This is a genomic window from Pantoea sp. SGAir0184 (genome assembly GCF_043544755.1).
Genome location: NZ_CP028050.1, coordinates 3,776,622 through 3,801,085 on the forward strand (window position 1 = coordinate 3,776,622; position 24,464 = coordinate 3,801,085).

At 59.1% G+C, this 24,464-nt stretch carries 19 protein-coding genes; 5 read left to right on the forward strand and 14 right to left on the reverse strand.

The window, feature by feature from the left end; genetic code table 11:
• Positions 1–86: 86 nt before the first annotated feature.
• The 3 genes from C1N60_RS17920 to C1N60_RS17930 all read right to left on the reverse strand — a co-directional run bounded on the left by C1N60_RS17920 (position 87) and on the right by C1N60_RS17930 (position 3,041).
• Complete coding sequence (locus C1N60_RS17920; RefSeq protein ID WP_241798049.1) at positions 87–1,142, reverse strand: 7-bladed beta-propeller protein YncE; 1,056 nt, start codon at positions 1,140–1,142, stop codon at positions 87–89.
• Positions 1,143–1,353: 211 nt separating this feature from the next.
• Positions 1,354–1,563: a YdgH/BhsA/McbA family protein gene (locus C1N60_RS17925; protein ID WP_058757538.1), complete on the reverse strand. Its 210-nt coding sequence runs from the start codon at positions 1,561–1,563 to the stop codon at positions 1,354–1,356.
• Between the two features lie 290 nt (positions 1,564–1,853).
• On the reverse strand, positions 1,854–3,041 hold the full coding sequence (locus C1N60_RS17930) for an MFS transporter (RefSeq protein WP_058757539.1): 1,188 nt from the start codon (positions 3,039–3,041) through the stop codon (positions 1,854–1,856).
• Between the two features lie 102 nt (positions 3,042–3,143).
• Between C1N60_RS17930 and C1N60_RS17935 the strand changes: the two genes are divergently transcribed.
• Positions 3,144–4,100, forward strand: a complete 957-nt coding sequence (locus tag C1N60_RS17935; protein ID WP_394521160.1) for an AraC family transcriptional regulator — start codon at positions 3,144–3,146, stop codon at positions 4,098–4,100.
• A gap of 3 nt (positions 4,101–4,103) precedes the next feature.
• On the opposite strand, the gene C1N60_RS17940 is transcribed toward C1N60_RS17935, so the two are convergent.
• Together C1N60_RS17940 and C1N60_RS17945 are read right to left on the reverse strand one after the other, a co-directional pair.
• A complete protein-coding gene (locus C1N60_RS17940; protein WP_058774921.1) occupies positions 4,104–5,648 on the reverse strand; it encodes a methyl-accepting chemotaxis protein in 1,545 nt (514 codons plus the stop codon).
• Between the two features lie 373 nt (positions 5,649–6,021).
• On the reverse strand, positions 6,022–12,081 hold the full coding sequence (locus C1N60_RS17945) for an autotransporter outer membrane beta-barrel domain-containing protein (protein WP_394521161.1): 6,060 nt from the start codon (positions 12,079–12,081) through the stop codon (positions 6,022–6,024).
• A 131-nt stretch (positions 12,082–12,212) separates the two neighbouring features.
• On the opposite strand from C1N60_RS17945, the gene C1N60_RS17950 reads away from it, so the two are divergent.
• The gene (locus tag C1N60_RS17950) at positions 12,213–12,452 is read left to right on the forward strand and encodes a hypothetical protein (protein WP_260642008.1); all 240 of its coding nucleotides are present in this window, start codon (positions 12,213–12,215) and stop codon (positions 12,450–12,452) included.
• A gap of 94 nt (positions 12,453–12,546) precedes the next feature.
• Here the strand turns inward: C1N60_RS17950 and murP are convergent, their stop codons facing one another.
• From murP to gltP, 5 genes are all read right to left on the reverse strand, one after another.
• Positions 12,547–13,986 carry a PTS N-acetylmuramic acid transporter subunit IIBC gene (gene murP, locus C1N60_RS17955; protein ID WP_058780881.1) on the reverse strand — a complete coding sequence of 480 codons (1,440 nt, stop codon included), beginning with the start codon at positions 13,984–13,986 and terminating at the stop codon, positions 12,547–12,549.
• Positions 13,986–14,897, reverse strand: a complete 912-nt coding sequence (murQ, locus tag C1N60_RS17960) for an N-acetylmuramic acid 6-phosphate etherase (protein WP_394521162.1) — start codon at positions 14,895–14,897, stop codon at positions 13,986–13,988. Before murQ ends, murP begins: the two co-directional genes overlap by 1 nt.
• Before the next feature lie 146 nt (positions 14,898–15,043).
• The gene (locus tag C1N60_RS17965; protein WP_058757543.1) at positions 15,044–15,448 is read right to left on the reverse strand and encodes a type II toxin-antitoxin system HicB family antitoxin; all 405 of its coding nucleotides are present in this window, start codon (positions 15,446–15,448) and stop codon (positions 15,044–15,046) included.
• 118 nt (positions 15,449–15,566) lie between these two features.
• Positions 15,567–15,719 (reverse strand): type II toxin-antitoxin system HicA family toxin, encoded by a 153-nt coding sequence (locus tag C1N60_RS17970; RefSeq protein WP_338019788.1) that lies wholly within the window; start codon positions 15,717–15,719, stop codon positions 15,567–15,569.
• 198 nt (positions 15,720–15,917) lie between these two features.
• Positions 15,918–17,219, reverse strand: a complete 1,302-nt coding sequence (gene gltP / locus C1N60_RS17975; RefSeq protein WP_021507820.1) for a glutamate/aspartate:proton symporter GltP — start codon at positions 17,217–17,219, stop codon at positions 15,918–15,920.
• A gap of 580 nt (positions 17,220–17,799) precedes the next feature.
• Here gltP and acs point away from each other — a divergent pair.
• The 3 genes from acs to C1N60_RS17990 all read left to right on the forward strand — a co-directional run bounded on the left by acs (position 17,800) and on the right by C1N60_RS17990 (position 21,907).
• The gene (acs, locus tag C1N60_RS17980) at positions 17,800–19,755 is read left to right on the forward strand and encodes an acetate--CoA ligase (protein WP_058774926.1); all 1,956 of its coding nucleotides are present in this window, start codon (positions 17,800–17,802) and stop codon (positions 19,753–19,755) included.
• Positions 19,756–19,928: 173 nt separating this feature from the next.
• Positions 19,929–20,258, forward strand: a complete 330-nt coding sequence (locus C1N60_RS17985) for a DUF485 domain-containing protein (protein WP_021313201.1) — start codon at positions 19,929–19,931, stop codon at positions 20,256–20,258.
• Positions 20,255–21,907, forward strand: a complete 1,653-nt coding sequence (locus C1N60_RS17990) for a cation acetate symporter (RefSeq protein WP_021507822.1) — start codon at positions 20,255–20,257, stop codon at positions 21,905–21,907. The genes C1N60_RS17985 and C1N60_RS17990 overlap by 4 nt, the downstream gene beginning before the upstream one ends.
• Before the next feature lie 93 nt (positions 21,908–22,000).
• Here the strand turns inward: C1N60_RS17990 and C1N60_RS17995 are convergent, their stop codons facing one another.
• From C1N60_RS17995 to C1N60_RS18010, 4 genes are all read right to left on the reverse strand, one after another.
• The gene (locus tag C1N60_RS17995) at positions 22,001–22,546 is read right to left on the reverse strand and encodes a YfaZ family outer membrane protein (protein ID WP_394521163.1); all 546 of its coding nucleotides are present in this window, start codon (positions 22,544–22,546) and stop codon (positions 22,001–22,003) included.
• A gap of 139 nt (positions 22,547–22,685) precedes the next feature.
• A complete protein-coding gene (locus C1N60_RS18000; protein ID WP_211726532.1) occupies positions 22,686–23,231 on the reverse strand; it encodes a YfaZ family outer membrane protein in 546 nt (181 codons plus the stop codon).
• Positions 23,232–23,313: 82 nt separating this feature from the next.
• On the reverse strand, positions 23,314–24,009 hold the full coding sequence (locus tag C1N60_RS18005; protein ID WP_021507825.1) for an LrgB family protein: 696 nt from the start codon (positions 24,007–24,009) through the stop codon (positions 23,314–23,316).
• Complete coding sequence (locus tag C1N60_RS18010; protein WP_104187852.1) at positions 24,002–24,427, reverse strand: CidA/LrgA family protein; 426 nt, start codon at positions 24,425–24,427, stop codon at positions 24,002–24,004. The genes C1N60_RS18005 and C1N60_RS18010 overlap by 8 nt, the downstream gene beginning before the upstream one ends.
• Positions 24,428–24,464: the final 37 nt, after the last annotated feature.

The window sequence follows — 24,464 nt, forward strand, 5'->3', positions numbered from 1 at the left end:
AGCGTAAGCCGGGCGGGAAAGGGGGGATCAAGGCCGGAAATGCAAAGGGCGACACACGTCGCCCCTGAGTTTCGGATAATTACGCCCTACAGCGCGATGCGTAACACGCTGTCCGGGTTTTTTGGCGGTTCCTTGCGTGAGCCCGGCTGCTTGATGCTGACGAACAGCGTGTTGCCATCGGCGGAGAGCGCCAGGCTGTTCGGCAGGCCCGGCGCTTTCACCGTGCGTTTCACTTTATAGCTGCTGGCATCGATGATGCTGATCTCACCGGCTTTACGGTGCGTGACATACAACTCGTCACGGTCAGCATTGAACAGCACCGCCAGCGATTCCGGTACCTCAATACGCTGAATCACCTGCTGCGTGCGGGTATCCAGCACCAGCACCTGCGGCTGCTTCGCATCGCTGAGGAAAGCGCGGTGGCCTTTGCTATCCAGCGCAATATTCAGGAAAAAGTGCTCTTTATCACCGTCAATTTTCTGGCGCTTTTCAATCGCGTTCAGGCGGGTATTGATGGTGACCAGCTCGCCATCGGCATTGGTGACATACAGTTTCTGCGCGGCGGCATCCAGTGCCAGCCCGGTGCCCATTTTGCCGGTATTCGGGATAGTGCTGATGAGCTGGAGTGTTTTGCCATCCACCACCCACACCACGCTTTGCGCGCCGAGACCGGTGATGTACACGCGATTGGTTAGCGCATCCGCGACCAGTTCACGCGGCTGCAGCGGACGAACCGTGTCACCGCGCTTGCGGCTATCCAGCACCAGTGTGTTGATCACCTTACCGCTGCTGGCATCCACTGCCGTCAGCGCACCGTTGACCGTGTTGCCAAAGTACAGCACGTTGGTGTGCTGATTGATGGCGGCACCAAAGGTCTTCAGTTCAGTGCTGATGGTTTGCTTCACCGCCAGATTCTGCGGATCGAGACGGTACACGGTACCGCCCTGCGGATTGCCGGCGTTTTGCGCCGTGGCGAGGAACAGCGCGTTGTCGCTGTTGCTGAAGGCCAGTTCGTAGGCGCCTTTGGCGATCGGCTGATTGAGCGGCTGCGTTTCCGCCGCCTGCAGCGCGCTGCAGGACAGCAACGCCGTGGCCACCAGTAGCGGACGCAGCGCCCACTGCATTGTTTTATTCGCTTTCATAACTTCTCCATAGCAAAACCACCGCCGTGCGGCAGTGAAATGAAAGCCCGACATTGCAACCAATAAGAAATTCAGCCCGAGGCGAGCCGATAAGGATGTTAGTTTTTGCGAATAATAATCATTTATGCGGAAAAGGGACAGGATTTTATGGCGTTAGCAACACCGCCAGGGCGCCCGAAGGCACCCTGTCAGCACAGAGGGTATGGCAAAGTTATTGGGTCAGTTCTGCGGTCATGTGAACGCCGTTGTTGAAGTTGGCTTCAGTCACTTTGTAGGAAGCACCAAGTTCCTGCGCTTTAGCAGCGATTTGCGCTTCAGCACCGTCAAGCGTAGAGGCGGTAGCGGTCACGCTTTGCGCGAAGCTGGCAAATGGCAGAACAGAGAGAGCAATAACAGCAGCAAAAGTTTTGATGGTTTTCATGGTCATTTCCTTAATGATGTTTGATTGAATAAGGCGACATCGCCTTGATGAGATATATAGTAGGCCGGCAACCGATCAAAAAAAAGCGCAGAGATTTGCCTAAGTCATTCGAATATTTTGACTATAAAAAGCACGTTTAGCGCAACCTGTGCGCAAAGGGTTAAAAAACCACGATTTGAATAAAAGGCAGGATTTATTGCTGTGATTGGTGAGACCAGGCATACGCGGCAAAAGCGGCGCCGCGACACACCCTGAAGCGTGTCGCGGCGCGCCTGATGGCGGTAACGGATTTAACCGTGATGCCGCACGCGGGTAAAGATGGTGATGGCGGCCAGCAGCATCAGCACGCCGCTGGCAAGGAATACGCCGCCCGCGCCCTGCAGATCGAACATCCAGCCACCGGCCGCCGCACCGGCGGTGATCGCCAGCTGAATAGTGGCCACCAGCAGCCCGCCGCCCGATTCGGCGTCGTCCGGCACCGCGCGCGACAGCCAGGTTGACCAGCCAGTCGGCATTGAACCAAACGCCAGCCCCCACAGCGCGACGCCGCTCGCCACCAGCCAGGAGACGTGGCCAAAGCTCACCAGCAGCACCGCCGTCACGCTCATCACCAGCGCCATGCCGGTGAGCGTCAGCGACACGCTGCGCGTCACCAGCCACGCGGCCAGCGAGGTGCCGAAGAAGTTCGCCACGCCGAACGCCAGCAGCACCAGCGACAGCTGATTCACATTCAGCTGCGCGCTGGTTTCCAGGAACGGGCGCAGATAGGTAAAGAAGGCAAAATGGCCGGTAAACATCATGATCACCGCCAGCATGCCCCAGCGCATCACGCTCTGACGCAGCAGGTCCAGCACGCCGCCACTGCGCGCTTTGTTCTCCGGCGGCATCGACGGCAGGGTGAAGAACTGCCAGAACAGCGCCAGCACGCCCAAAACACCGGTCAGCAGGAAGATGTTACGCCAGCCAATCAGCCCGCCAAGATAGCTGCCCAGCGGCGCGGCAATAATGGTGGCCAGCGAAATACCGCTGAACACAATCGACAGCGCGCGCGGCACCTGATCGGCGGGCACCAGCCGCATGGTAATGGCGGTCGACAGCGTCCAGAAGCCGCCAATCGCCATGCCGAGCAGCACGCGCGCCAGTAAGATCATCGGCAGATTTTCGGCAAACGCCACCAGCAGCGCCGAGGCGATGAGCAGCAACGTGAACGCCAGCATCACCAGGCGGCGGTCGAGGCGGCGCGTGACATTACCGATCACCAGGCTGGTCAGCAGCGCCACCAGCGCGGTAACCGTGACCGTCTGGCCCGCCTGCCCTTCGCTGACGCGCAGCGAGTCGGCAATCGGTGTCAGCAAGCTCACCGGCAGAAATTCTGCGGTGATCAGGCCGAAGACGCCAAACGCCATGGCGAACACCGCGCCCCATGCGGGTTTCTCTACCGCAATGCTTGTTTCCACTACTTCAGTATCCAGACTCATCTGCGATCCCCATCACAAAATATCAGGCTGTAAGCATAGAGAGACGACGCAAGACGATCTATGATACAGAAACTTTGTTTTTTGATAATTCGTCTGGATTGTATGAGCCGCTATGAAGATTTGACCAGCGAACTGCTGATGGGCATGCGCCTGTACGGCGTCAAATATCAGCGCATCGCGCTGCATGCGCCGTTTGGCCTGCAATATGATGACGCGCCGGGCAAGGCGCAACTGCACTTTGTTGGCCGCGGCTCGCTGCTGATTCGCTCCACTTCCGGCACCGTCTATCCGCTGCAGGCGGGCGATGCACTGCTGATTCCGCACGGTAAGCCGCACGCGCTAATCTCCGGCGAAGATGCGGTGTGCGTGCCGATCGCTACCTTTAACAGCAAACCCATCTGCGACAGCGTGTGCGCCATTAACGATGCGCCGGACGCGGATGCCTGCCCGGACGACAGCGATGTGATTTTATTCAGCGCCTGCATGGCGTTTGAGCTGGGCGGCATGCAGCCGCTGGTGCACACCATGCCGGACGTGATGCTGGTCAGCACGCTGCTGGCGCAATACCCGGAAATCCAGCCGATTCTGGATGCCATGGAGCGTGAAACGCGTCAGCGCAAAGCGGGCTTTGCCGGCATTTTGTCGCGGCTGGCCGATGTGGTGGCGGCGCAAATTGTGCGGGGCTGGGTGGAGAATGGCTGTGGTCAGGGCAGCGGGCTGGTGCAGGCCCTGCGCGATCCGCGCCTCAGCCTGGCGATGGCGGCCATGCACCGCGCGCCCGGCGAAAACTGGACGGTGGAGCGGCTGGCGCGCGAATCCGGCAGTTCACGCTCGGTGTTTGCCGCGCGCTTTCAAAACGCCACCGGCATGACGCCGCTGCGCTACCTTACCGAACTGCGCATGCGTCTGGCGGTGGAGCGCATAGTTAACGATGGCGAAGCGGTGGAGAGCGTGGCGTTCCACCTCGGTTACGGTTCACTGGCCGCCTTCAGTCGCGCCTTCAAACGCATTGTCGGCACACCGCCCGGCGCACTGCGCGCCGGACGTGAAGCGTCGTGAAACTTAGCGAAACACGCTGATCGCTTCAACCAGCCGGTTGGCCTGATGCGCCATTCGGCCGGAGGCTTCTGCGCCTTCCGCCACGCGCGCCGCGTTCTGATGGGTGATGTCGTCGAGATCCTCCACCGCGCTACTGACTTCGCTCAGCGCGATGGATTGTTCGGCCGTCGCCGCGCTGATTTGCGCGATCAGGGCGGTGACATTCTGCACCTGATCGACAATCGCCTGCATCGTATGGCCGGCCGCATCGGCGTGATCGCTGCCCGACTGCACGCGGCCGGCGCTGGTTTCCACCAGGTTTTTGATCTCGCTGGCGGCTTTGGCGCTGCGCTGTGCCAGACTGCGCACCTCGCCCGCTACCACCGCAAAGCCTTTACCCTGCTCACCGGCACGTGCCGCTTCCACCGCCGCGTTCAGCGCCAGAATATTGGTCTGGAAAGCGATGCCGTCGATCACGCTGGTGATGTTGGCGATACGCTTCGAGCTGTCGGCAATTTCCGCCATCATGCCGACCATCTCCTGCATCACTTCACCGCCTTTGATCGCCGCTGCGCTGGTGCTGGCCGACAGCGTATTCACTTCGCTGGCAGTTTCCGTGTTGCTTTTGACCGTGGCAGTCATTTCGTTCATGGTCGCCGCCGTTTGCTGCACGTTCGCCGCCGCCTGCTCGGTGCGACGGCTCAGCTCATCATTGCTGCGCGCGATGGCGTCGCTGGCACTCAGGACGTTGATCGCCTGGCCACTGACGTCATCCACCAGCCAGCGGAACATCAGGCCGAGCTGGCCGATAGCGCGCTGCGTCATGCCGATCTCATCCACCCGATCGATGTGCTCGACTTTGTGGCTGGCGCCGGTGGCCACGCTCAGCGCCTGACGGCACATGCGCTCCATCGGGCGCGAGATCTGCTGCTCCAGCCACAGGCTGGCCAGCAGCAGCAGTCCGGCCATGCCGCCGCTGAAGCAGCCGATCGCCAGCGGTGCCATGCCCAGCAGCCAGACGCTCAGCACCGACAACGGCAGCAGCGCGATCAGCGTGCTGCGAATGCGCCAGCGCAGCGGCAGCGTTTTCAGCACTGAGGTCAGTCGCCGCCAGCCGCTGCCGACAATCAGCCCTTTATGGAAGCGACGCCCTTTGGCACGCCCTTCACGAAAATCACGGTACAGTGCCTCGCACTGACGGACCTCCTCCGCCGACGGTTTGGTGCGTACCGACATATAGCCCTGTAGCTTGCCCTCGCGCACCACCGGAATAGCATTGGCGCGCACCCAGTAGTGATCGCCATTCTTGCGCCGGTTCTTGACCAGCGCGGTCCAGGGTTCGCCCTGCTTCAGCGTGCTCCACATATCGGCGAACGCTTCCGGCGGCATATCCGGATGACGCACCATGTTGTGCGGCTGGCCGTTGACCTCTTCCGGGCTGAATCCGCTGACCTCAATAAAGGCGTCGTTGGCGTAGGTGATGTGGCTGTTGAGATCGGTGGTCGACATCAGCGTGGCGCGATCGTCGAAGACGAATTCACGCTGGGTGATGGGCTGGTTATTACGCATGTGTGAGTCCTTGCAAAACGCAGACTGAAGAGAAATCGATAATACTTTTTTACCTTTTCGGCAGCACAATGGCCTGGCTTTAGCGCGGCTATTTAATTTTTGTTCTTAATAAAGCCGGAGTGCGCGGCGCTTCACAGTTCTGGCCGCGGGCGGGATCGATAAAAAATCATTTAGGGTAAATGAGATCGAGCTTTGGCTGAGTACGATAAGTTTGTCAGTTGAACCTCAAACTGTTCGACAATCGTTGCACATTTGGTAGCGGCGCAATTTATTGCGCGATAAATCGCGCCGCTACAAATTTTGTGCGATTTGCGGCTGCCCTGACCGGTCGGCATTACACCGTTCACGGCGACCGCGTCATATGCATGTACTGTCAGAACTGCCAGCGCACGCCGAGGTTGTAACGCCAGCCTCTGGCGCCGTTGCCGTCGATCTCCTTGCGATAATCCGCTTCGGCGTACAGCGACACATCCTGCTGCAGCGTCACCGTGCCGCCGGCACCCACTTCCCACATCTGGCCAAAATTACCGCTGCTGAAGCTGGCGCCGAGCGCCGGGTTATCAGCTGCCGACACCGACGTCTGCGCCGTGCCGCCCCAGCCTTTGTAATAATTCGCGCGCAGATAAGGCGTGTACTGGCGGTTGCTGTCATCAGTCCAGCTGCGGTCGAGACGCGCGCCGAGACGGCCAATCGTCTGGTGATAATCGCCATAGCGCACCTGGTTATTGTCCTCATCCGTGAAATCGTTCATGTTCAGTTTCAGGTACATCAGCTGCGCCTGCGGCTCCAGCTTGTAGCCCTCGCCGAGTTCAAACGGATAACCGCTCTCCAGCGAGGCGGTCCAGCCGTGGCCCTTCAGCTTTGCCTCGCGCTGTTGGCGCGCAATGTCGGTTTCACCACGATGCCAGTCAAACGACAGCACGCCGTCAAGGTAAAAGCCGCTCTGGCGCTGCCAGGTGCCGTACAGCGCCAGGCTGTCGCTATCGAAGCTGGTGCTGCTGTAACCGTCTGCCGCCTGCGGACGGATGCGCGTATTGCCGCGCGTGTAGGCCACGCCGCCGCGCAGGCTGTCCTGCTCACCGTCGAGACGCAGCAGATTGCCGCCAAGCTGCACCGCGCTGTAGTCGAGGTCAAACCCGTAGCCGTAATCGCTAAAGCTGCGGTCGCTTTTGTATTTCAGGTTCGAGCCGATATAGCGCAGGAACATCTCACCGCCTTGACCCGCCGGGCGCGTCTGCTCGTGACGCAGTTCGCCGAGACGCTTGTGCAGGTCATCAATAATCGCGGCGGTGTAATAGGCGAGGCCAACCGGTGCCGAAATGTACGAGGGCACCTGCGGCACCACCGCCGGACGCGCATCGTAGCGCTGTGGCGTACCAAATCCGCTGGTCACCAGCGCCGGCTGGCAGCTATCGCTGTCCTCGCACACGTAGTAGTTTGCCAGCCGGTAATCCCAGTAATTGTTGCCGCTGCCGCTCAGCAGGCGCTGCGCCGGATCGCTACTGCCCGGCGCGAAGCTGTACAGCCGGTACTGCCACGGTCCGGCACCGAGATAGCCATCCCTGAGCGCAAAGCTGTTCTGGCCAGCGTTGCCGCCCACCTGCGCCAGCGAAATGCCTTCATTGCCCTCAATGCCGCCGTTGCGGTTGCGATCGGTGAGCGCCGCACTGCTTGCCGCATCGAGCCTGACGTTGAGCAGCGTGGTGCCGCTGGCGTTACCGCTGACGTTGATGTGGTCGGTGAACTGGTTGCTCAGCGCGCCGCCGTCATTGAGGCGCGTCACCAGATTCGCCTGACCGCCCATCGACGCCAGCGAGCCGTTGATGTCCAGCGTATTACCTGGCGAACCGCCGCCATTGGTGAGGTCCAGCGTACCGCTGTTATTCACCTGCAGCGAATCCGCTGTGCCGCCCGCCAGTGTGGGATGCACGTTGTCACCGGCGTACAGCGTTGAGCGCCCATCAATGTTGATGGTGCTGTGCGCCAGCTGCAGGTTGTCGGTCAGCGTCCAGCGGCTATCCGCGAAGTTAATGATGCTCCAGCCGCTGCCGAGGTTAACGCCTTTACTCAGGTCATCCGCGCTGAAGCTGCCGCCGCGCGCCGTAATCTGGTCGAAGGTCAGGCTGTTACCGGTGCCGTTGCCGCTGGTGAGATGGTAAGTAGTGCTGAGATCGACGCCGCTGACCTCGGCGATATTGTTGTTGTCTGCGCCCATGGTCAGGCTGCCGTTGAGCGTGCCGCCGGTCCAGCGGAACGTGTCGCTGCCGCCGCCAGGATTGATGTCGCCCAGCACGTCACCCTGGGTCAGCAAAATCACATCGTCGGCGTTACTGCCCGCCACCGCCACGCTTTGCGCCGTGGCGGTTACGATTGTGCCAAGGTTTTCGAATACCGTTTTGCCGCCGCGCAGATCGACCACCGGCGCCGTCAGGCTGCTGGAGCGCAGTGTGCCGCGGTTGACGATGGTGCCGGCGGTGCTGGAGACCAGCGCCGAACCGCCTGCCGCATTGCTGATATTGACGCTGGCGGCGGTGACGATATTTCCCGTGGTGTTGGCGCGAATCCCGGTGCCGCCGGCGCCGGTGACATTGAAAACGTAACCCGAACCCAGCATCAGATCGCCGCCGGTGGTCGATCCATCGGCGTTGGCGATAGTCAGACCGTTACCGCTGCCGGATACATGGGTGGTCACGGTGGAGGCGGGATCGAACGCGACGGCGGTGCGGATGCCGTTGCCATCGCCGACGTTAAGCGTCAGGTTGCTCAGGCTAACGTTGTCCAGCTCCGCGCGGTTTTCGATGCCGTTGCCGCTGCCCAGTACGTTGATGGTGGCGTCGCGCGCGCTGAGCGCCGCCGCGCCGCTGTCGAGCAAAATGCCATGCGCCGTGCCGCGCGTGGTGATCAGCGTATCGCTGCCAGTCAGCGCCAGCTGTGCGCCGTCGCTGATGCGCACGCCGGCCACGCCGTTATCAACATTGATGCTGCCGCCCTGCGCCAGCGTGGTGCCGCTGCCGCCGACATCTAACCCGGTGCCGCTGCTGACGTTAACCACGCCATTATTGGTCAGCGTGCTGCCGGCGCGCGAGCGCATGCCGATGCTGTTGCTGCCGGTCAGCGTCAGTGCGCCATTGTTCTCCAGTGCCGCGCCGTTGGTCAGGTCAAAGCCAACGGCACCGTTGCCAGCGCCGCTGATGCGGGCGTTGCTGGTGACGCGGGTGGCGGCAGCGCTGCCGTCCAGCGCATTACTGAGATCGCTGCGCAGCGTATTCACCAGCACGCCCACCGCGTTGTTGCCGCTGAGCGTGATGGTGCTGCTGCCGTCGAGCGTCGCCGCTGCGCCGCCCTCGACGCGCACGGCGGTGCTCTCCTCGCCGCTGGCGGTCAGATTGAGGTTGGCGCTGTTGAGGTTACTGCCGCTGCCGGAAACAATCACGCCGGTGCTGCTGGCGGCGCTGGCGCTCAGGCTGTTCGGCGTGCTGAAGCTCAGTGCCGCGCCGTCGTCAAGGCGGTAGCCGGTGGAACCACGCGTGCTGACATCCAGCGCGCTGGTGGCGGCGCGGATGCGTGAACCGTTACCCGCAGCGTGATAGGCGATCTGGTCGCTATTGTTAAAGATCGGCGTCGATCCGGCGGCGATATTCACCAGCGCACCGTCCAGCGCTTCGGCGCCGATGGCACCACTGCCGTTGAGCGTGAGCGTACCGCCGTTGAGGTTCGCCACGGCCTGGCTACCGCTGGCGCTGACGCCGCGCGTACGGCGGGTGCTGCTGCCGCCATTGACGTCGATGTTGCCGCTGTTGCTGGCGGTGGTAGCGAAGGTGCTGCCCGCGCTGTTCACCGCGATTCCGGTGCCGCCGTCGCTGATGCTGATGTTGCCGCTGTTGCTGCCGGTCGCCCCGCTCTCCACGCGCAGGCCAGTGGTATTGGCCCCGCTGAAGTTGATGTTGCCGCTGTTGCTGAGCTGCGCGCGGTTGCGAGCCAGATAGCCGGTGATGCCGTTCTGCGCCGAATTGAGTTCTGCGGCGGAGGTCAGCCGCGTGCTGGCGACCGGCGCACGGCTGTTAGCACCGGTCAGCGTATGTTTCTGCCCGTCGGCAATCGCGCCCGTGGCGTTGCTGCCACTGAGGGTAATGGTGGTCGCCGCGTCAATATTGCCCTGCGCACCGCCCTCGATATTGACGCCGGTGGCACCGGTGCCGCTGACGTTAATCGTGGCGTTGTTGGTCTTCACCAATGTTCCGCCACCGCCGGTGCCGTTCACCGCCACCGCACCCGCGCCGGAGGCGGTCAGCGTGGTATTAGTCCCGTCAAACGTCGCGCCCTGTTCGATGCGGAAAAGCGTCGAGTTAGTGGTGGTGACGTCAAACGCGTTGTTGTCGTCCACGTTGATCAGCGCATTCGGGCCATAGGCAAAAAAACCAATTTGATTGCTGCCGGTGCTGAAGCGGGGAATGGCATTCTGCGTGACGTTAACCGTGGCGTTGCCGCGCGCGTGCACGCCAATCGCGCCGTTGCCGGTGAGGTTAATCGGCCCGTCCACGTTCGCTGCGGCAGTGCCGCTGCCCTGGCCTTCCACCCACACGCCAAAGTTGCGCGTGCCGCTGGCCGGATCGGCTCCGCCTGCCACGTTGATGGTCCCGGTGGAGCTGGCGGCGGCGCTGTTACCACTGGTGGCCAGCACTTTCAGGCCGGTGCCGTTAACGCCATTGAGGTTGATGGTGCCGCGATTCTCCAGCGTACCGTTGCTGTTAGTGACCAGCATGCCGACGTTCTCGCGCGGCACGCGCGCAGCGCTGCCGTTGACGTCGATGGTGCCGCTGTTAATCAGCGTGGCATTGCTGGCACCGCTGACCGACATCCCGGCGGCGTTCTGTACGCGCGAGCCAATCACAATCGCCCCGTCGTTGGTGGCGCTACCGTTGGCCAGCAGCGCAATGCCGCTGGTCAGCCCGCTCTGGTTCAGGGCAGTCTCCGCCACGTTGTCGCTCAGGCTGTTCTGCGCGCCTCGCCCGAGATAAATCGTGCCGCCGCTGTTGTTGGTAAATCGGCTGCTGTCGCTGGTGAGCAGCACGCCGGAAGTGGTACCGCGCGCGCTGGAACCGTTGACGCCCACGTTGATATTGCCGCTGTTGCTGGCCTGCGCATTGGCATCAAGGCGGATGCCCGCCACGCCGTTGGTCAGATTGCTGCCGGTAGTACCGAGGTTAAGCACGCCATTGTTTGTGAAATCGCCGCCATTTTGCACCGTTACCGCCGTGGCGTTGTTGCTGGCCGCGCCGACGCCGGTGCCATCAATACGGTTGAGGAAGCCGCCGTTGATGACGCCGCTGCTGCTGTTGGTGGCCGTCGCGCCATCCAGTGCCAGCGCGGTGCCGCGGCTCGCCAGTTTCCCGTCGATGGTGGCATTGGCCCCGCTGGCCACGCGTACCGCGCCATCGCTGGCCCCTACCACTTCCAGCGTTTTACCGGCGGCGATAGTGACCTGCGAACCGGCGCCTTCGGCATTGATCACCACGCGGCTACCTATCGGCTGCGTCACTTCATCCGGCGCAGTGGCGCTGACGTTATAGACAATATCGCCGTTGGTGATAGTGACCGCCTGATTGAACGCGCTGAGGTAGCTGGCCGGCGCGAGATTGCCGGCCTGCAGCTGGCTCACCAGCCAGTTATTGTAGCTTTGCAGCTGGCTGGCATTGGTGACGTTGAAGGCGGTGGTTTTGCCGTCCAGCGTCTGCACGCTAAAGCTGCCGTTATAGGTGGCGAGGTTTTGTACCGCCAGGCTGTCGGTCACCTGGCCGCCGGAAACGTTGGCCGCAGAACCATTGAAGGTGATGCGGTTGTTGTTGTTCCAGCTGAGGGTGCCGCCGTTACTGACCTGAAACAGCGTGGTGTTTTTGGCCGCCATGGTCCAGGCGTTGGTGCTGGCGCTGCTGTTGGCGTTAGCCTGACCAATGCTGACATCCAGCGAACTGCCACTGCCGCTGACGTCGGCGATGCGCGCGTCGATATACTGATTGTCATTCACGTTTTGCAGATCCGGCACCACCGTGCTGGCGGTAACCGGTGCCTGCGCCACCAGGCTGGCGGAATCAAAAACCTGAAAGGTGGTATTGCCGCCGGTAGTGGGATCCGGCACGGTGATGGCGAGATTTTGCGGACCGGGATCGAGACGTGCCTGATTAAGGTATTGTGCGCCCGCCGCGATGGTCACCTGGCCGAGCGTGGTGTTGACCGCCCCGTCGATGCCCGGCTCAAACGCCTGATTACCGGTTAAGGTTGCGCTACCGCCGTTAACGATCAGCGCGCCGCTCTGCTGGTCGTTATCGCGCGGATTATACGCGCCCAGTGTTGCCGCTTCCCCCACGCCGGGGAAATAAAACACCGCCTGCGCAGCGACGATCCCTAACGCAATGGGATTCCGGGTGAATCTCATACAACCTCCAGTAACAAGCAATCAGCGACGCTGTGAAAGCACAGCGAAAAAAGAACAAAGGGGCAGATGGGCGAACTCTATTTTCACAAAACGAATCAAGTGGTTAATTATGGGCACAGAGGGTGCCGCTGATGCGTGAAAATCAGGAGAAAGCTGTTGCTTATATAGACTTTATAGCTGCACAGATCAAAAGCGAGCCCGGAGATATTTATCAGGATGAAATAAGAATTTCGCAGGAAATGAAAGGCTATAACCCTGGTTTAAATAAGGCTTATAGTGATAACACATTAATATCACGTCATTTATTTTCAGCCACTCCAGTAAAGTCTGGATGGGTGATAATTCTCCCGCTCAATAATAAGCAGCGCTAACGAAATGCTGCAATTGTGAGCCAGCCCACAATTGCAGCAAAATCATCCATTTAATGACATCAGACCTCTTGACGGTCTGCTGACGCAGGCTTTTTTAACTTAAATCGACGTTTTTGGTGCCGCCCCACCAGGTAAAGACAAAGCCGCCGATCCACGCCACGATCAGCCCCACCAGATAGACCGCCATACCGGCAAAGATGCCCTGCGATGAGGTCATCAGCGGCAGCGTCACCAGTCCTGACGGGCCAAACACCGTGTTCATGCCCACCGGCAGACCGAGCCACGCCACCAGCCCGATAAAGAAGCCGCCCAGCGCACCGCCGAAGCAGGCGGTAATAAACGGTTTAAGACGCGGCAGCGTCACGCCATAGATAAGCGGCTCACCGACGCCCAGCAGACCTGGCACGATGGCACCTTTAATCTGGCTGCGCAGCAGCGAATGCTTGTCGGCTTTGCACCACAGCGCCAGCGAAGCACCGACCTGACCGGCACCGGCCATGGCGAGTATCGGGAACAGCGAATTGAAACCCTGGGTTTCCATCAGCGCAAAATAGACCGGAATAAAACCCTGGTGAATGCCGAACATCACCGCAATCAGGAATAAACCGGCCAGAATGGCACAGCCGAACGGGTTATTGTTCAGGTGGATAAACAGCCACGACATGCCTTTAAACAGCTCGCCGCCAATCGGCATGATCACCAGAAACGTCACCGCGCCGGTAATTAACAGCGTCAGCAGCGAGGTGAGGATCATATCGAGATTATCCGGGATAATTTTGCGCAGCTGTTTCTCCAGCCAGGCACCAAATATCGCCGCCAGCAGCACGCCAATAATATTGCCGCGCGGATCGATAGTCAGGCCAAAGAAATCCTGCATGCCGCTGTAATAGCCGACGGTCGCGTTCGGCACATACCCCAGCACAAACAGCGAGGCGATAATCGCGCCGTTCACGCCGGTGCCGCCAAACGCTTTCTGCGCGTTATAGCCGATTAAGATACTGAGGAAGGTGAACAACCCTTTACCGAACACCTTCATATAAGCCACGGTATCCAGCAGCCAGCGGGCGTGTTCCCCGGGCTGATTGAGATGGCACACCTGCTCAATCAGCGTGGCAAACCCCAGCAGCAATCCGGCACCGATAAAGCCCGGGATCAGCGGGGTAAAAATGGTGGCAAAGCAGGAGAGAAAACGGTGCAGCGCGCTGGTTTGCTTCGCTTTCATCTGCTGCTTCTGCGCGCTGGCGATGCTGTGCAGATCGCCCGGCGCCTCTGGCGTGGCGCAGTTCAGCATCGCCTGCATTTTTTCCGCTGCGGTTTGCGCTTTGCCAGGACCGAGCACAATCTGCAACTGGGCATCGCTGTCAATCACACCCAGCACGCCGGGCAGCGTTTTCAGCCGGGCACTGTCGACACGCGCGGCATCAGCCAGCGTAAGACGCAGACGCGTCATGCAGTTACCGCAGTGCACGACGTTGCCTGCGCCGCCGACCGCCTGCAGGATATCGCGTAATAAGCTTTCAGTGATCGCCGCCATCATTGCGCTCCTGCGTGGTGTAATGCCTGGCGGATAAAGCCGTGGTTCTGCGCCAGCAGCGCCTGCGCTTCATCGGCGCTCAGGTCTGCCAGTATCATCACAATGGCGGTTTTACAGTGGCCGCCGCACGCTGCCAGCGCCTGCTGCGCGCGGGCATCGTCACATTCGGTGGCCTGCTTAACGATGTTGATTTGTCGCTGCACCAGTTTCTGATTGGTGGCTTCTACGTCGACCATCAGGTTGCCATACACTTTGCCGCTGCGGATCATGGCGCCGGTGGTCAGCATATTGAGCACCAGCTTCTGCGCGGTGCCGGCTTTCATGCGTGACGAGCCGGTGACCACTTCCGGGCCTACCACCGGCGTCAGGGCGACGTCCGCCGTCTGCGACATGGCGCTGTTGGGATTACAGGTCAGCGCGGCGGTGAAGGCGCCCTGCTGCTTCGCCCAGGCCAGTGCGCCAAGCACATAAGGTGTGCGGCCGCTGGCAGCAATGCCGACCAGCACATCGCGCGCCGAAAAGTCGATATCTTTTAAATCCTGCGCGCCCTGCTCGCGGTTGTCCTCGGCGTTTTCCACCGCCTGTAAAATCGCGGTATGGCCGCCGGCGATCAGCCCGACCACCTGACTGCGCGGCGTGCCGAACGTGGGCGGGCATTCGCTGGCATCGAGAATACCGAGACGGCCAGAGGTCCCGGCACCGCAGTAAATCAGACGTCCGCCCTGGCTGAATGCCGCCGTGATGGCATCCACCACCTCAGCAATCTGCGGCACGATAGCTTCCACCGCCAGCGCCACTTTTTTGTCTTCATCGTTAATGACGCGCAGCATCGCTTCCGTGTTCAGCTCGTCAATGTTCTGGCTCGCCGGGTTGCGGCCCTCGGTGATCATCTGGCTCAGATCAATATTCATGTTCGCTCCCTTCAGGAATAATTTATTCTTGAAACTATATATCATATAGAATTGTTAATTCCTCCTGCTCAGGTCAATTTTTTTACCTTTTGCGGTAGCGGGCATAAAAAAACCCGCCAGAAGGCGGGTTAGATTAAGAAGAAGCGCTAGATGTTTGCCAGTTCTCTGCGTGCCAGCGCGGCGAGAAAGCCGCTACGGGAGCCGTATTCGCGGTGTGCTTCTACGTGGCTATCGATTTTGGTCAGTAAGTTTTGCGGCAGGGTGATGTTCAGCTTCACCGCTTTACCTTCGTAACGACTGAGATCAATCTCAACGAAAGCCCAGTAACCTCCCTGGCACTCTTCATCATTAATATGGGTTTCAACGCTGGCTGCTTTTGGAATGGCCTTGCCTGCGTCCGCTAACGATTCCACATGCGCATCGATTGCACCAAATGCATCGCTCAACGCCTCGTCAACGGTGTTGCCCGCAAAAAAACATCCCTGCACGTCGGGTACGAAACCTGACCAGCTGCCGTTTTCTGTTTTGTGCAAATAAACGGGGAATCTCATGGTGAGTCCTTATGTAAATTGCCTTCTTGATTATCTACTGCGGACATGAAAAGCATTGCAATGCCTGCTGCACCTGACATTGCTAATTGTTCCAAATCGGGGGCAAAGCCCCCGTATATCAGTCCATCATTTTCAATAGCTTACGTAATGTTCCGGTTGCCAGGTCTTTTTCAGGATGAGGAAGCGAGATGTGATATGGCTTATCTGCACGGACAAACACATGATGGCTTCCTTTAACACGATCCAGAATCCACCCTCGTTCAAGCAACATCCTAATCAGCTCCCTGCTGCTCAACACAACCTCCTGATGTCATCGTGAATATTATATACCCACCATAACCACCGATTCAATTTTAGTGGTTATGGTGGGTATAAATTTAAACTTTCTTCAGTAGCTCATCACGACAGGACTTGTCTGCAAAACATAAAAAACCCGCCAGAAGGCGGGTTCAGTCAGAGAGCATGTCGCTTAGCTGGCGTTTTGCGTGCGCAGCTGCAGCTCGTAGGCGGCGGCCTGTTTGGTATCAAACTGGTTTTCCCAGCGGGCGATAACCAGCACCGCCAGCGCGTTACCGATGACGTTGAGCGCGGTGCGCGCCATGTCCATGATACGGTCGACACCGGCGATAAACGCCAGACCTTCCAGCGGAATACCGACGCTGCCCAGTGTCGCCAGCAGCACCACAAACGAGACGCCCGGCACACCCGCGATGCCTTTCGACGTCACCATCAGGGTCAGCACCAGAATGATTTCATCGGTCAGCGACAGGTCAATGCCGTACAGCTGGGCGATAAAGATCGCCGCAATGCTCTGATACAGCGTTGAACCATCCAGATTGAACGAATAGCCGGTTGGCACCACGAAACTGGTGATCGCCTTCGGCGCGCCGTAGGCTTCCATCTTCTGCATGATGCGCGGCAGCACGGTCTCTGAGCTGGAGGTGGAATACGCCAGAATCAGCTCATCTTTCAGAATGCGCATCAGGGTCGTAATACGCAACTTGCAGAAGCGCGCCACCGCACCCAGCACCACGAACGCAAAGAACAGAATCGCCACGTACACCAGCAGCACCAGCTTGGCCAGCGGATAGAGCGAGGCAAAACCGAAGTTAGCAATGGTGACGGCAATCAGCGCAAACACCCCGACCGGCGCATAGCGCATGATCATGTGCGTCACTTTAAACATGGTTTCGGAAATGGAACGGAATACGGTCACCAGCGGATCGCGATGCTCCGACGGCAGCGCCGACAGCCCCATGCCAAACAGCACCGAGAAGAAGATGATCGGCAGCATGTCGCCTTTGACCAGCGAGGCAAAAATATTCTGCGGGATCAGCGACAGAATGGTGGTCACCAGGCCATGTGGCGCACCCTGCACCGCTTCCGTTGTGGCTTCGTATTTAGAGATGTCCACCGTTGCCAGCGTTGACATATCAATGCCGCTGCCGGGTTGGAATACGTTGGCCAGCGTGATGCCGACCACAATGGCAATGGTGGTAATCACTTCAAAATAGATGATGGTTTTCACACCAATCCGCCCGAGCTTTTTCGCATCACCCACGCCGGCGATGCCGACAATCAGTGAGGAAATAACAATCGGCACCACAATCATCTTGATCAGATGAATAAAGATGTCGCCGGCAGGAGTAAGAATGTTAGTGATTAACCATTCACGATCGTCTGGCTGATTATGCAGCACGGTTCCGACGATAACGCCGAGAATCAGGGCAATCAGAATCTGCCACGCGAGGGTGAGTTTAAAACCTTTCATAACGCGTTATTTCCTCAGTTAAAACCCCTTTGCTCTGCTGCGAAGGTGCAGAAGACATTACACACAGGGAAGTGAGCAAAAGCCCGATAAAATAGAGGGTTATAATGGACTGCATCAATTACCGCTGCGCCGGCATTATGCGCCCGCGCGATGATGCAGCCTGAGTTGATACCTGCTGAACAGGGCCGAGATAAGTACCATTTTCACTACGGTAAATGCAACCCCTGGGGCGATAGCTTAAATCCTGCACAGCCAGGCAGCATAAAATGCTGCTGACATGCGCCTGTCATAACTCGCTGTTATGAAAAGTGTTAATTCGATAATTTTCCGCATAGCTATTCAGGATTGCTGAAAAAACGTGCCGGTCTGTTTGCTGTTTATTTAACCGGCTGGTTCATAATTTTATTGATCCAGCCAGTGGTTTTGCCTCATTTCCTGCGCCGGTAAACAGATTGAATTGGGTGACTTTTCAGCCTTACACAAGGTCGTGATCCAGACTGCAAAACAGAAACAAAGCCCGGCCTCACTCTTCAATTAACCTTTGATTGACATATGATTAACATCTTCAAGGAGGTCAGCCATGAGCCAAATACACAAGCATCCCGTACCCGCTGCCATTGCAGCGAATGCCCTGATAAATGCCGATCAGTATGCGGCGCTGTATCAACAGTCGGTTGACGATCCTGAGGCCTTTTGGGGCGAACAGGGCAAAATCCTCGACTGGATGACGCCCTACAGCAAAGTGAAAAATACCTCGTTTGCCCCCGGCAATATTTCGATTCGCTGGTATGAAGATGGCGCGCTGAACCTTGCCGCCAACTGTCTCGATCGCCACCTGGCTACGCGCGGCGATCACCCGGCGATTATCTGGGAAGGCGATGACGCCAGCGAAAGCAAAACCCTGACCTTCCGTGAACTGCACGCCGACGTCTGCCGCTTCGCCAACGTGCTGACCGGCCTTGGCGTGAAGAAAGGCGATGTGGTGGCGATCTACATGCCGATGGTGCCGGAAGCCGCGGTCGCCATGCTGGCCTGCGCGCGCATCGGCGCCGTGCACTCGGTCATTTTTGGCGGCTTCTCACCTGAAGCGGTGGCCGGACGCGTAGTGGATTCCAGTGCAAAACTGGTGATTACCGCTGACGAAGGCGTACGTGCCGGACGCAGCATTCCGCTGAAGAAAAATGTGGATGATGCGCTGAACAATCCAAACGTCACCAGCGTGAAAAACGTGGTGGTGTTCCAGCGCACCGGCAAAGAGACCGGCTGGCGCGAAGGCCGCGATCTGTGGTGGCATGAACTGATGGCGAAAGCCAGCGATCAGCATCAGCCGGTAGCGGTCGAGGCCGAACATCCGCTGTTTATCCTTTATACCTCCGGCTCTACCGGCAAGCCGAAAGGCGTGCTGCACACCACCGGTGGTTATCTGGTATATGCTGCCACCACCTTCAAATATGTTTTTGATTATCATGACGATGATGTGTACTGGTGCACCGCCGACGTGGGCTGGATTACCGGGCACAGCTATCTGATCTACGGTCCGCTGGCCTGCGGGGCCACCACGCTGATGTTCGAAGGCGTACCCAACTGGCCACAGCCCAGCCGCATGGCGGAAGTGGTGGATAAACATAAGGTCACGCTGCTCTACACCGCGCCAACCGCAATCCGCGCGCTGATGGCCGAGGGTGATAAAGCGATTGCCGGCACCCAGCGCAGCAGCCTGCGCATCATGGGATCGGTCGGCGAGCCCATCAACCCGGAAGCCTGGGAGTGGTATTACAAAAAGATTGGTGACAGCCGTTGCCCGATCGTCGATACCTGGTGGCAGACCGAAACCGGCGGCTTCATGATTACGCCGCTGCCCGGTGCCACCGAGCTGAAGGCCGGCTCGGCCACCAAACCGTTCTTTGGCGTCCAGCCGGCGCTGGTGGATAACGAAGGTAATACGCTGGACGGCGCCACCGAGGGCAACCTGGTGATCGTTGACTCGTGGCCCGGCCAGGCACGCACGCTGTTTGGCGATCACGATCGCTTTGAGCAAACCTACTTCTCGACGTTTAAAAATCGCTACTTTAGCGGTGACGGCGCGCGCCGTGACGACGATGGCTATTACTGGATCACCGGCCGCGTCGATGACGTGCTGAACGTCTCCGGCCACCGGCTTGGCACGGCGGAGATCGAGTCCGCGCTGGTCTCGCATCCGAAAATTGCCGAAGCCGCTGTGGTGGGGATACCGCACAGCATTAAAGGCCAGGCGATCTATGCTTATATCACGCTGAATCACGGCGAAGAGCCGTCGCCAGAGCTGTACAGCGAAGTGCGCAACTGGGTGCGTAAAGAGATCGGCCCGATTGCCACGCCAGACGTGTTGCACTGGACCGATTCGCTGCCAAAAACCCGCTCCGGCAAAATCATGCGCCGTATTCTGCGCAAGATCGCCGCCGGCGATACCAGCAACTTTGGCGATACTTCAACGCTGGCCGATCCGGGCGTGGTGGAGAAATTGCTTGAGGAGAAACAGTCGATAACCATGCCATAACCGGCATTGACCCGGCGGAGAGTATCAGCCTGTCCCCGGCAGGCAGCTCTCCGCTCTTCCATCCTTACGCCGTATGCTTTTCACCATCGCACAACCTTTATAACTAGAATATTCAGCCAGTTAAATCACGTTGCCGTGAGTTTTCTGTCTGCCTTGCCTCTGGAGAAAATGTGATGAACGAAGCCCTGAACCAACAGGAAGCCGTCTGGCAACAAATCGAAAGCAATCCGCGTTTTCAGGAGCTGGTGCACAAACGTCAGTCGTTTGCGCTGCTGCTCAGCCTCATCATGCTGGTACTGTACGTCGGCTTTATTCTGCTGATTGCCTTCGCGCCCGGCTGGCTCGGCACGCCCTTACACGCCGGCACTAATGTGACGCGCGGCATCCCCATCGGCGTCGGCCTGATTGTGGTGTCGTTTCTGCTGACCGGCGTTTATGTCTGGCGCGCCAACGGCGAGTTTGATCGCCTGACCAAACAGATTGTCAGCGAGGTGAAATCATGAAGCGCCTGCTCTCCGCCTCGCTGGCTATCGTACCAGCCAGCGTATTTGCCGCCGATGCCATTACCGGCGCGGTGCAAAAACAGGCCACCAACTACGAAGCGATCATCATGTTCGTGGTCTTCGTGGCGGCCACGCTCGGCATTACTTACTGGGCGTCCAAACGCACCCGCTCGCGCAGCGATTACTACACTGCCGGCGGCAACATCACCGGTTTCCAGAATGGCCTGGCGATGGCCGGTGACTTTATGTCGGCCGCCTCGTTTCTCGGTATCTCCGCGCTGGTCTACACCTCCGGCTACGACGGGCTGATCTACTCGCTCGGCTTCCTCGTCGGCTGGCCCATGATTCTGTTCCTGATAGCCGAACGCCTGCGTAACCTGGGCCGCTATACCTTTGCCGATGTGGCGTCCTATCGCCTGCAGCAAAAGCCCATCCGCACCCTCTCCGCCTGCGGTTCGCTGGTGGTGGTGGCGCTGTATCTGATTGCGCAGATGGTGGGTGCCGGTAAGCTGATCCAGCTGCTGTTCGGTCTCGACTACCACATCGCGGTGGTGCTGGTCGGCATTCTGATGGTGCTGTACGTGCTGTTTGGCGGCATGCTCGCCACCACCTGGGTGCAGATTATCAAAGCGGTGCTGTTGCTGTTTGGCGCCAGCTTTATGGCCATCATGGTGATGAAAGCCACCGGTTTCAGCTTTAATACGCTGTTTACCGAGGCGATGGCGGTGCATCCGAAAGGAAGCGCAATCATGCAGCCAGGCGGTCTGGTGAAAGACCCGATCTCGGCGCTGTCGCTCGGTCTGGGCCTGATGTTTGGCACCGCCGGCCTGCCGCATATTCTGATGCGTTTCTTCACCGTCGCCGATGCAAGAGAAGCACGCAAAAGCGTGTTCTGGGCCACCGGCTTTATGGGCTACTTCTACTTCCTGACCTTTATTATCGGCTTCGGCGCGATTCTGCTGGTCGGCGCTAATCCGGCCTTCAAAGACGCCAGCGGCGCGCTGATTGGCGGCACTAACATGGCGGCAGTGCATCTCTCCAATGCGGTCGGCGGTAGCCTGTTCCTCGGCTTTATCTCGGCGGTAGCCTTCGCCACCATTCTGGCGGTGGTGGCCGGCCTGACGCTGGCCGGTGCTTCGGCGGTGTCGCATGACCTGTATGCCAGCGTGATCCGCAAAGGTCAGGCCACCGAGCGAGAAGAGCTGCGGGTGTCAAAGATTACCGTGCTGGTGCTGGGCGTGGTGGCGATTGCGCTGGGCATTCTGTTCGAGAAACAGAACATTGCCTTCATGGTCGGCCTGGCGTTCTCGATTGCCGCCAGCTGTAACTTCCCGATTATTTTGCTGTCGATGTACTGGTCAAAGCTGACCACGCGCGGCGCCATGGTGGGAGGCTGGCTGGGCCTGCTGACGGCGGTGGTGCTGATGATTCTCGGCCCGACCATTTGGGTGCAGGTACTGGGACACGCAACGCCAGTCTATCCGTATGAGTATCCGGCGCTGTTCTCGATGCTGGTCGCGTTTGTCGGCACCTGGCTGTTTTCCATTACCGATCATTCCCAGCAGGGGGCGCTGGAGCGGGCGAAATTCCGCGGACAGTTCATCCGTTCACAAACGGGCGTCGGGATTTCGCAAGGGAAAGCACATTAAGATTGAGAGGGTGCGGTGATTGACCAGGTCGCCATAAATGGCGACCCTACGGAATTTCGTAGGGTGCGCATTCATGCGCACCTGGTACAGTCATCAGAAACGCAGCGACGCACCGACGTACGGGCCGTCGACAAGCACGTTATCTTTACGGTCGCCTTTGTTGTTCAGCTCAATGTACTGATAGCCAACGCGCAGGTTCAGCAGTGAAATCGGCGTAAAGCTCAGGCCGCCTGAGGCTTCTTTATAGCTGTCCAGACGATCGGAGAACGCTTCCGGCGCATAGTAATATTCGCCGTACAGGCCCCACATGCTGTTAAAGTTATACTGCGCACCGGCACCCAGCGCCACGGTGAAGCCATCACGGCCATCTTCCGGATGGGTGAACAGCGCTTTTGCCGTCGGTGCCACGCGGAAATAACCCACATCCAGGTTATAACCCATACCAAGGCCGTAAGTGCTGCCGTCGTGATCGCTGCGCAGCCAGTTGCCTTTCAGAAACAAACCCGGTGAAGCGGTGCCGAGGCCAAGGTTCAGGTTGGTGCTGTGCTCACCCACGTCAACACTGCCCTCAATCGCCTGCGCGCCGCCGCTCAGCAGTGCCAGACCTAAAACGCTTCCCGTAACAAGTTGCTTAAACATAACAATCCACTCCATGAAGGACACATAATTCGGCGCAAAGGGTAAACAGCGCGGCGACGTGACACAACTTTATTTGGAAAGCTTTACGTAAAAATGGGTTACAGCGGGCAGAAAACGGCCGCGAACGGCCGTGGAGGGATCAGAAGCGCACCGCAGCGCCGATAAACAGGCCATCCATCAGGCTTTGATCGGCATGGCCATAATCACCGTTGGCGGAGAGGTAGCGATAGCCGCTGCTGAGTGATAACCACTTCGCCGGCTGGTAATAGACGCCCGCTTCCAGCTGATGCAGCGCATGCAGATTATGGTTGGCAAAATCAGGCGACAGGCTGTAATCCAGATAGAGCCAGGTAGCCCCTGCCTGCGGCAGAGGTGCCATCAGACGAATCCCGCCATTCATGCCGCGACTCGATGTTGAGGTGGTTTTCACATCGGCCCAGAATGCACCGATACGCGGTGCTACCTGCAGCGCACCGAGGGAAAAGCCGTAGCCGAGGCTGGCGTCGAGCAGATGGGTTTGCTGATGACCATGCACATACTCCAGTGCTGCCTGCACGCCTGGTGCGGTGCGGTCGCTGTTAATCCGGGCTGTCCAGAAATGGCTGCCGCCCTGCCCGCCGATCTCAGCGGCACTGGTCCCGGTGGCGGCCAGCAGCAGGCCTAATGCTAATGTGGTATTTTTCATTCTCGCTTCCTTGTTGTTTACGCGCGCAAACGGTAAGCAAAGCGAGGAAACTCTGATATGAGCCCAGGCTCAAATTTGCCCGTCAGGCATGCCACAACAGCTGACCCAGCAGCGGGGCCAGCAACACCGTGAGCACGCCGGAGAGCATCATTACCAGGCTGGAGACCACGCCCTCCTGCTGGCCGAGTTGATAGGCGCGTGCCGTGCCGGCTCCGTGCGAGGCCGCGCCAAAGCCGGCGCCCTTCGCCACGCCCTGCTTAATCGCGATGCGTAAAAACAGCACGTCGCCCACCGCCATGCCAAACACGCCGGTAATCACCACGAACAGCGCGACTAAATCGGGCTGGCCGCCAATCGGCTGGGCCGCTGCCAGCGCAAAAGGCGTGGTGATGGAGCGCACCGCCAGGCTGCGCTGGATGCTCTCCGGTAACGTCAGCAGCCGCGCCAGCCATACCGAACTGCACACGGCCACCAGCGTGGCGGTGATAACGCCCACGCTCAGCGACAGCCAGTGGCGGCGGATAATGTGCAGGTTTTCGTAAACCGGCACCGCAAAGGCCAGCGTCGCCGGACCCAGCAGCCACAGCAGCCAGTGGCTTTCGGCGATGTAATCCTGCCAGCTGACGTGCGTCAGCAGCAGCAGCGCCACCAGCACCAGCGGCGTTAACACCAGCGGCATCAGCAGCAGCGTGGGCCTGCGCCGGTACAGGCGTTTATTGAGGTAGTAAACCAGCAGCGTCAGCGCCAGACACAACAGGCTAATGATAAAGTCAGTCACGATCGCCCTGCTTACGCGCCGCGCGCGCCAGTTCGAAGCGGTATAAGCGATCGACCACCAGCGAGGTGGCCGCCAGCACCATCAGTGTACTGACGGCGATCACCACACAGATGCGCCAGCCCTCACTGCGCAGCAGGTCGCTGTAATTCACCACCGCCACCACCGCCGGAATAAAAAACAGCAGCATTTCGGCCAGCAGCCAGTTGGCCCCGGCTTTAACCCAGCGCAGCGGCACGATACCGCTGACGATCAACAGTAACAGCAACACCATACCCACGACGTTGGCCGGTAACGGCAGATGCAGCCAACTCACCAGTTGGCCACTGGCAACGAACAGGGCGATATACAGCACCAGCTGCAGCGGCACCGTGACGCGTTGCAGGATATCCGTGGTACGCGGACGAAGCGCGAACGCCATTTCTCTCTTCCCGTTAAAAATTCAGGGTTGCAGTATA